This window comes from Actinosynnema sp. (assembly GCF_052038725.1).
The window spans coordinates 1-9,179 of the sequence record NZ_JBQGCX010000119.1; the positions used below are offsets into that span (position 1 = coordinate 1).

Genomic DNA, 9,179 nt, shown 5'->3' on the forward strand with positions numbered 1-9,179 from the left:
CGGCGGTTGGCGTGCCGGGTCTGGTCCGCGGCGCGCTTCCGGTTGGTCGGTGGTTTCGGGTCCGGTGTGGTGCCGGGTGTCTTCGTGCTGCGGTGGGGTGGGTTCCCACCCGCTGGCGCGGGTGGGGGGTCGGGAACGTGAGGCGTGTCGTCGTCGTGGGCCATGGCATGGCGGGCGCCAGGTTCGCCGAGGAGGTGCTGCGGCGCGACCCCGGCGGGGAGCGGGTCGGGCTCACCCTGCTCGGCGCCGAGCGCCACCCCGCGTACAACCGGGTGCTGCTCTCCAGCGTCGTCGCGGGCGCGCTGCCGCCGGAGTCGGTGCTGCTGCACGCCCCCGACTGGGCCGAGCGGTCCGCCGTGGACCTGAGGCTGGGCGCGTCGGTCGGCAAGGTCGACCGGGTGCGGCGGGTCGTGCAGGTGGACGACGGCGAGGTGCCCTACGACGCGCTCGTGCTCGCCACCGGGGCCCGGCCGTGGCTGCCGCCGGTCGCGGGGCTGACCGGGGTGGACGGGGTGCTCGCGCCCGGCGCGGTCGCGTTCCGGACCCTGGACGACTGCGCCGCCATCACCTCGGCGGCCAGGCCCGGCGCGCCCGTCGTGGTGCTCGGCGGCGGGCTGCTCGGGCTGGAGGCCGCGCGCGGGCTGGTGGCGCGCGGGTGCCTGGTGACCGTCGTGCACCCCCGGTCGCACCTGATGGAGCGGCAGCTCGACGCGGGCGCCGGGCGGGTGCTCGCCAGGGCCCTGGGCGGGCTGGGCGTGGAACTGCGGCTGGGCGCGGTCGCCGAGCGGTACGAGCCCGGCGAGGGGCTGCTGCTGGCGGACGGGACGCGGCTGGCCGCCGACCTGCTCGTGGTGGCGGCGGGCGTGCGGCCCTCGGTGGAGCTGGCCGCGCAGGCCGGGATCGCCGTGGACCGGGGCGTGCTGGTGGACGACGCGCTGCGCACCGACGACCCGAGGGTGCACGCCATCGGCGACTGCGCCCAGCACGAGGGCGCCCCGACCGGGCTGGTGCAGCCCGCGTGGGAGCAGGCCGCCGTGCTCGCCGACCGGCTCACCGGGACCGACCCGGCCGCCCGCTACCGGGGTGGCGGGGCGGTGACCCGGCTCAAGGCGCGGGACGTCGACCTGGTGGCGCTGGGCGAGGCCCACGTGGGCGTGGACGACGAGCGGGCCGAGGTGCTGGCGCTGGAGGACCCGGCGCGCGGGCGGTACGCGAAGCTCGTGCTGCGCGACGACCGGGTCGCCGGGGCGATCCTGCTGGGCGTGCCGGACGCGGCGGCGGCGGTGACCCAGCTGTACGACCGGGGGCTGCCCGCGCCGTCGGACCGGCTGGGGCTGCTGCTGGGGCGCGCGCTGCCCGCCGGGGCGGTCGCGGAGGCGAGTCCGGCGGACCTGCCCGCCGGGGCGGTGGTGTGCCGGTGCAACACGGTCAGCAAGGGGCAGCTGGTGAGCGCCTGGCGGGCCGGTGCGCGCTCGGTGCCGGGGTTGGTGGAGGCGACCCGCGCCAGCACGGGGTGCGGCGGGTGCCGGGACGCGGTGTGCGGGATCGCGGACTGGTTGGCGGCTGCCGAGTGAGCGCGACGGCTCTCGACCGCGCAGGCGGTCGCCCCGGTGACCCCCGCGTCCCGCCCCCGACGCTCCCCACCTCCCGGACCCCCGCCCGGCGGTCGCCCCCGGTGACCCCCGCGGCCTCCCCTCACAGCTCCCCGCCACCCGGTGTGCGGGGGAATTGCCCGACACGACACGCGATCGCACGCCGGGGTAACCGCGGCTCCTTAGGTTGCCCCACAAGCGATCGGTGGTTCTGGAGGTCTCGATGAGCACGGTGCACGAGGATCGGGGCGCGGTCGCGCGGAGCAGGCGCGGCGGGCGGTGGATCGACCGGTGGGAGCCCGAGGACCCGGAGTTCTGGGCGCGCGAGGGCAGGCGGGTCGCGCGCAAGAACCTGGTGTTCTCCGTCCTCGCGGAGAACCTCGGCTTCACGGTGTGGAGCCTCATGAGCATCGTCGTGGTCAGCCTCGGCCAGGTCGGTTTCGCCTTCACGGTGGGGCAGACCTTCTGGCTGCTGATCGTGCCCAACCTGGTGGGCGCGGTGCTGCGGGTGCCTTACACGTTCGCGGTGCCCCGCTTCGGCGGTCGGGCGTGGACGGCGTTCAGCGCGGGGATGCTGCTGATCCCGTGCGCGATGCTGGCCCACGCGGTCAGCACTCCGGGGACGCCGTACTGGTTCTTCCTGCTCACCGCCGCCACGACCGGCTTCGGCGGTGGGAACTTCTCCTCGTCGATGGCCAACATCTCGTTCTTCTACCCGGAGGGCAAGAAGGGCCTGGCGCTCGGCCTGAACGCGGCGGGCGGCAACCTCGGCGTGGCGATGGTGCAGCTGGTCGTGCCGATCGTGATCACCTGGGGCACCGGGATCAACCTCGCGTACGCGGCGCTGGTGTGGATGCCGTTCGTGGTCGTGTCCACGGCCTGCGCGTGGCTGTTCATGGACAGCCTCACCGAGGCCAGGCCGGACGGCACCTCCTACCGGCTGGCGATGACCAACCGGCACACCTGGGTCATGTCGCTGCTCTACATCGGCACGTTCGGCTCGTTCATCGGCTTCTCGTTCGCCTTCCCGTCCCTGATCAAGCTCAGCTTCGCCGAGCAGAAGGGGTTCGTGGCGCTGGCGTTCCTCGGCGCGCTCATCGGCTCGGTGACCCGGCCGTTCGGCGGCTGGCTCGCGGACCGGCTCGGTGGCGCGCGGGTCACCGTCGGCGTGTTCGTCGGGCTCGCGCTGGGGTGCGCGGGCGTGCTGGTGAGCGTGGAGGCGCGCAGCTTCCCGCTGTTCTTCGGCTCGTTCATCGTGCTGTTCGTGCTGACGGGCCTGGGCAACGGCTCGACCTACCGGATGATCCCGGCGATCTTCGCGACGCAGGTCGCGGATGCCGCGTCCGCCAAGCGGCAGGCCGCCGCCGTGGTGGGCATCGCGGGCGCGGTCGGGGCGTTCGGCGGGGTGCTGGTCAACCTGGTGTTCAAGTTCTCCCTGGAGGGCGGCAAGACCCTCGCGCCCGCGCTGACGGCGTTCCTGGGGTTCTACGCGCTGTGCGTGGTCACCACGTGGTGGTTCTACCTCCGGCGCGTCTCGTTCGGGCGGGCGCCCAGCCTGGCGCACGCCGGGATCTGACGGCGGGGGTCGCGGCGCGGGGGACCGGCGCCCGACGCCGGGACCCCGCACGCGCCGGCTTGATCAAAAGCGTGTGAGCACGGCCACCAAAAGGCGCTCGAAAGGGTGAGCGGCGGTGCGGTCCCGCGATCTCGCGGGACCGCCAACCGCGCAGGTGGAACGCTGAATTCCGGGGTTTTCCGGAATTCGTGGGTTGTTGGAAAACGAACGTTCGTACGGCAGAAACGCCCGACCGCGTGGTGAGGGCGGCGCGCCGCCCACCGGAAGCGCGGACCCCGCGCACAAGCCCCTGACGTGCGGTGTGAGCGTGCTTTAACGCTCGCGAAACTCGCCCGTCTTTCCAGCGATACCGTTCCCGGTGAGCATTTCTCCGGGTCGGAGGAGGTTGGTTTCGATGACGCGGACGCTTCTGGTCGTCGGTCACGGCATGGTCGGTCACCGCCTGGTCCAGGCGGTGCGGGAAAGGGACGTCGACGGGGCCTGGCGCGTGGTGGTCCTGGCCGAGGAGCCCAGGGCCGCGTACGACCGGGTCGCGCTCTCCAGCTACGTCGACACCTGGGACGCGAGCGGCCTCGCGCTGGAGCCGCACGACGACGCGGTCGAGCTGCGCCTCGGCGAGTCGGCCACCGGGATCGACCGCGCCGCCAAGCGCGTGCGCACCTCCACCGGGGCCGAGCTGGCCTACGACGCGCTCGTGCTGGCCACCGGGTCCAGCCCGTTCGTGCCCCCGGTCCCCGGCCGGGACCTGCCCGGCTGCCACGTCTACCGCACCATCGACGACCTGGACGCGATCCGGGCGACCGTCGACGCGGCGCGCCACCGGGGAGCGGGGCAGCGGGGCATGGGCCGCCGCGCGGGCATGGTGCTCGGCGGCGGGCTGCTCGGCCTGGAGGCCGCGAACGCCCTGCGCGGCATGGGGATCTCCCCGCACGTGGTCGAGCTGGGCCCGCGCCTGATGCCGCTGCAGATCGACGAGGGCGGCGGCGCGCTGCTGGGGCGCATGGTGGAGAAGCTCGGCCTGACCGTCCACACGGGAGTCTCGGCCACCGCCGTCACCCGCGACGGCGACCGGCTCGCCGCCACCCTGTCCGACGGCCGCGAGCTGGACCTGGACGTCGTGGTGTTCTCGGCGGGCATCCGGCCCCGCGACGAGCTGGCCCGCGCGGCCGGGCTCGACGTCGGACCGCGCGGCGGCGTCGTCGTGGACGGCGGCTGCCGCACCTCCGACCCGGACGTCTACGCCGTCGGCGAGTGCGCGCTCGTCGGCGGCGCGGTGTACGGGCTGGTCGCCCCCGGCTACGCCATGGCCGAGGTCGTCGCCGACCGCCTCCTCGGCGGCGCGGCCGAGTTCCCCGGCGCGGACACCTCCACCAAGCTCAAGCTCCTCGGCGTCGACGTCGCCTCGTTCGGCGACGCGCACGCCACCTCGCCCGGCGCGCTGGAGGTCGTGGTCAACGACGCCGTCGCCGGGACCTACGCCAAGGTCGTCGTCTCCGACGACGCCAGGACCCTCCTCGGCGGCGTGCTCGTCGGCGACGCCTCCAGGTACTCGGCGCTGCGCCCCCTCGTCGGCCGCCCGGTGCCCGGCGACCCGGTGTCCCTCATCGGCGCGGCGGCGGTCGAGCTGGCGCTGCCCGCCGACGCGCAGGTGTGCTCCTGCCACGCGGTCACCAAGCAGCAGGTCACCGACGCGATCACCAGCGGGCAGGCCGCGGACGTGCCGGGCATCAAGGCGTGCACCAAGGCGGGCACCGGGTGCGGCTCGTGCGTGCCGATGCTGAAGAAGCTGCTGGCGGAGTGCGGGGTCGAGCAGTCCCGCGCGCTGTGCGAGCACTTCCCGCAGTCCCGCGCCGAGCTGTTCGAGATCGTCCGCTCGACCGGGATCGGGACGTTCAGCGAGCTGGTCGCCAGGCACGGCAGCGGGCGCGGGTGCGACCTGTGCAAGCCCGCGGTGGCGTCGATCCTGGCGTCGCTGGAGAACGGGCACATCCTGGGCGGCGAGCAGGTCACCCTCCAGGACACCAACGACCGGTTCCTGGCGAACATCCAGCGCAACGGCACCTACTCGGTGGTGCCGCGCATCCCCGGCGGCGAGATCACGCCGGAGAAGCTGATCGTGATCGGCGAGGTGGCCCGCGACTACGGGCTCTACACGAAGATCACCGGCGGGCAGCGGATCGACCTGTTCGGGGCGACCGTGGACCAGCTGCCGCTCATCTGGCGGCGGCTGGTGGACGCCGGGTTCGAGTCCGGGCACGCCTACGGCAAGTCGCTGCGCACGGTGAAGTCCTGCGTCGGGTCGACGTGGTGCCGCTTCGGCGTGCAGGACTCGGTGGGGCTCGCCATCGAGCTGGAGCTGCGCTACCGGGGGCTGCGCTCGCCGCACAAGTTCAAGTCGGCGGTGTCCGGGTGCGCGCGCGAGTGCGCGGAGGCGCGCGGCAAGGACTTCGGGGTCATCGCGACGGAGAACGGGTGGAACCTGTACGTCGGCGGCAACGGCGGGTTCACGCCCCGGCACGCCGACCTGCTGGTGTCCGACGTGGACACGGAGACGCTGGTCAGGATCATCGACCGGTTCCTGATGTTCTACATCCGCACGGCCGACAAGCTGCAGCGCACCGCGCCGTGGATCGAGTCCATGGAGGGCGGGCTCGACCACCTGCGCGACGTGGTCGTGCACGACAGCCTCGGCATCTGCGCGGACCTGGAAGCGGCGATGGCCAAGCACGTCGACTCCTACGCCGACGAGTGGCGGGGAGTGCTGGACGACCCGGAGAAGCTGGCGCGGTTCACGTCGTTCGTGAACGCGCCGGGAGCGCCGGACCCGACGATCTCCTTCCGCGAGGAGCGGGGCCAGCGCGTGCCGGTCGTGCTCGGAATCCCGGAGGTGGCCCGATGACAGGAGTGTGCCCCATGACTCCAGTGTGCGAGTTGAGCGCGTTGCAGCCCGAGCGCGGCGTCGCCGCCCTGCTGCCCGACGGGACGCAGGTGGCGCTGTTCCTCACCAGCGACGGGGGGTTGCACGCGCTGGGCAACGTGGACCCGTTCAGCGGGGCGGCGGTGCTGTCGCGGGGGATCGTCGGGGACCGGGGCGGGGTCCCGGTGGTGATCTCGCCGCTGTACAAGCAGGCTTTCGAGCTGAGCACCGGGAGGTGCCTGGACGATCCGGCGGTCGTGGTCGAGTCGTACCCGGTGAGCGTGGTGGAGGGTGTCGTGCGGGTGGGAGCGCCGTGACCGGGGGTGTGGCGGGCGGGGCTGCCGCGGGTGGGGCTGCCGAGGGCGGGGGCGCCGCGGGCGGGGGTGCGGCTGCGGGTGGCGCCGCCGGGCCGCTCGCGGGGTTCACGGTGGGGGTCACCGCGGCCCGGCGGGCCGAGGAGCTGGTGGCCCTGCTGGAGCGGAAGGGCGCGGCGGTGCTGCACGGGCCTGCGATCCGGATCGTCCCGCTGCACGACGACGCGAAGCTGCTGGAGGCCACGGAGCTGGTGCTCGCCCGGCAGGTCGACGCGGTCGTGGCCACCACCGGGATCGGGTTCCGGGGGTGGGTCGAGGCCGCGGAGGGGTGGGGGCTCGGGGCGCGGTTGTTGACGGCGCTCGGGGACGGGTTGCTGCTGGCGCGGGGGCCGAAGGCGCGGGGGGCCGTGCGGGCCGCCGGGCTGGTGGAGGACTGGTCGCCGTCGAGCGAGTCCAACGCCGAGCTGTTGGAGCACCTGCTGGGGCTGGGGGTGGCGGGGAAGCGGATCGCGGTGCAGCTGCACGGGATTCCGCTGCCGGAGTTCACCGGGGCGCTGCGGGAGGCCGGGGCTGAGGTGGTGGAGGTCCCGGTCTACCGGTGGACGGGGCCTGCCGATCCAGGGCCGTTGGAGAGGTTGCTGGAAGGGGTGCTGTCGGGGCAGGTGGACGCGATGACGTTCACCTCGGCGCCCGCGGCGGCGTCGGTGCTGGAGACGGCTCGGCAGATGGGGCGGTACGAGGAGGTCGTCGGGGCGCTGCGGCGGGTGCTGGTGGTGTGCGTGGGGGCGATCGCGGCCGGGCCGCTGGTCGCGGTGGGGGTTCCGGTGGTGCAGCCGGGGCGGGCCCGGATGGGGGCGTTGGCCAGGGAAGTGGTGGTGGAGCTCCCGGCTCGGGCGGTTCGGGTTCCGGTGGAGGGGCGGGAGATCGAGCTGCGGGGGCAGGGGGTGCTGGTGGACGGGGAGCTGCGGCCGGTCGCGCCCGCGCCCATGGCGGTGCTGCGGGCGTTGGTGCAGGCGCGGGGGCGGGTGGTGTCGCGGAAGGAGTTGTTGGCGGCGTTGCCCGGGGGTGGGGAGGAGCACGCGGTGGAGACGGCGGTGGGGCGGTTGCGGACCGCGCTCGGGGATCCGGGGGTGGTGGCGACCGTGGTGAAGCGGGGGTACCGGTTGGCGGTGGAGCCCTCGCGGTTCGAGTGCGGTGGGGTGGCGGTGTGAGCGCGGGGGGCACGTTGGTGCTGGTGGCGCACGGGACTCGGCATCCGGGTGGGGGTGTGGTCGTCGAGGAGATCGCGCGGTTGGTCCGGGAGCGGGGTGGGGTTGACGTCCGGGTTGCTTACGCGGACGTGCGGCAGCCTGACGTGACCGCGGTGTTGCGGGAGGTTCGGGGGGCGGCGGTGGTGGTGCCTGCGTTCTTGGCGGCTGGGTACCACGTGCGGGTTGATGTGCCTGCGCAGGTCGTGGCGTCGGGGCACCGGGATGTGGTGATCACCGAGCCGATCGGGGCGGCGGTGGTTCCGGCGGTGGTGGAGCGGTTGCGGGAAGCCGGGTGGAGGGAGGGGGACCCGGTGGTGCTCGGGGCGGCTGGGTCTTCGGACGCTCGGGCGTTGGGGGAGGTTCGGAAGGTCGCGGAGGTGCTGGGCCAGCGGGTTGGGGGGCCGGTTCGGGTTGGGTATGCGGCTACTGCTTCGCCTCGGATCGGGGAGGTGGTGGCTGAGGTTCGGGCTGCGGGTGTGGGTGCGGGCGCGGGTGCCGGTGGGGCTGCGGGTGCGGGTGTGGGTGGGGCTGGAGCTGGGGCTGGGGCTGGGTGGGGTGGGCGGGTTGCGGTGGCGTCGTGGTTGTTGGCGCCTGGGGTTTTTCACCGGGGGATGCGGGAGTGCGGGGCCGAGATCGTGTCTGAGCCGATCGGTGCGCATGATCGGGTGGTTGAGGCGATTTTGCTGCGGTATTACGAGGGGCGTTGTTCGCGGTGGGCGGCTTGAGGGGCGGTGGCTGACTGGGCTTCTCTCTCCCCCGCGTGCCTCAGGTGCCGCGGTGCGGCGTACCGGTGGGGCAAGTGGTGCGGGGACGTCCTCAGGACGTGGGAAGGGCTAGTTCAGCGCCTTCAGGAGGGTCTTCATCGTCTCCTTGTTGAGGGAGAACGGGAAGACCCCGGTGTTGGAGACCGCAGTGGCCTCGACGACCGTTCCATGACCGAGCTGGAACCAGCGGTAGTCCCAGCTGGTGTTCTCCTTGATGTAGGTGGCGTCGCCGGACGGCTTGACCTTGTGCAGCGGCGTGATCATCAACGCGTCCTTGCCGCCGACCTTCAGGTTCGTCCTGAGGACCACGTGCTTCTGGTGCTTGAACATCACGGTCATCCCAGGGGTGTGCTTCGCCATGCTGTGGATCGGCTCCTTGGTTGGGGGCTGTCCACCATAGAGATTCGGCGGGGAGGAACGCAGGCGAATACTTCTGGTGATCTTCGCTGCTTGGCGAGTTTCAAGATCAAAGGCTGAAGATCAAAAGCTGAAGGGCACGCCTCGCCGGCGGGGCAGACCTCCAAAAAAGAGGGGATACGGGCTCTGCCGGCCGGTGACCGTTGGTCCTGTGGTCCCGTTTACCACTGCGGTGGGCGGGGTCCCTCTTTCCCGTTTGGCCTCCTTTCAGGCAAGCACGCTCGTCAAGACGCCGTCCGACTCGGGCGGTCTTCCGGGCAGTGCGGCGGCATCTTGACGTGCGTGCTCGGGCTTCGCCAGGCCAAACGGGAAAGAGGGACGCGGGAATGGGGCTGCGTGGGCTCGCTTC

Annotated in this window: 7 protein-coding genes; 6 read left to right on the forward strand and 1 reads right to left on the reverse strand. The window is 73.1% G+C overall.

The window, feature by feature from the left end; translation table 11 throughout:
• Nucleotides 1–137: 137 nt before the first annotated feature.
• From ACTUAL_RS02305 to ACTUAL_RS02330, 6 genes are all read left to right on the forward strand, one after another.
• Nucleotides 138–1,574, forward strand: coding sequence for an FAD-dependent oxidoreductase (locus tag ACTUAL_RS02305; protein WP_440899104.1), 1,437 nt, complete (start codon nucleotides 138–140; stop codon nucleotides 1,572–1,574).
• Nucleotides 1,575–1,815: 241 nt separating this feature from the next.
• Nucleotides 1,816–3,168 carry an MFS transporter gene (locus ACTUAL_RS02310; RefSeq protein ID WP_440899105.1) on the forward strand — a complete coding sequence of 451 codons (1,353 nt, stop codon included), beginning with the start codon at nucleotides 1,816–1,818 and terminating at the stop codon, nucleotides 3,166–3,168.
• Nucleotides 3,169–3,562: 394 nt separating this feature from the next.
• Nucleotides 3,563–6,067, forward strand: coding sequence for a nitrite reductase large subunit NirB (nirB, locus tag ACTUAL_RS02315; RefSeq protein WP_440899106.1), 2,505 nt, complete (start codon nucleotides 3,563–3,565; stop codon nucleotides 6,065–6,067).
• A gap of 14 nt (nucleotides 6,068–6,081) precedes the next feature.
• Nucleotides 6,082–6,402 (forward strand): nitrite reductase small subunit NirD, encoded by a 321-nt coding sequence (gene nirD, locus ACTUAL_RS02320; protein ID WP_373565519.1) that lies wholly within the window; start codon nucleotides 6,082–6,084, stop codon nucleotides 6,400–6,402.
• Nucleotides 6,399–7,610: a uroporphyrinogen-III synthase gene (locus tag ACTUAL_RS02325; RefSeq protein WP_440899107.1), complete on the forward strand. Its 1,212-nt coding sequence runs from the start codon at nucleotides 6,399–6,401 to the stop codon at nucleotides 7,608–7,610. The genes nirD and ACTUAL_RS02325 overlap by 4 nt, the downstream gene beginning before the upstream one ends.
• Nucleotides 7,611–7,633: 23 nt before the next feature.
• On the forward strand, nucleotides 7,634–8,374 hold the full coding sequence (locus ACTUAL_RS02330; protein ID WP_440899108.1) for a sirohydrochlorin chelatase: 741 nt from the start codon (nucleotides 7,634–7,636) through the stop codon (nucleotides 8,372–8,374).
• Between the two features lie 108 nt (nucleotides 8,375–8,482).
• Here ACTUAL_RS02330 and ACTUAL_RS02335 read toward each other — a convergent pair whose 3' ends face one another.
• Nucleotides 8,483–8,773, reverse strand: a complete 291-nt coding sequence (locus ACTUAL_RS02335) for a hypothetical protein (protein ID WP_440899109.1) — start codon at nucleotides 8,771–8,773, stop codon at nucleotides 8,483–8,485.
• Between the last annotated feature and the right edge of the window lie 406 nt (nucleotides 8,774–9,179).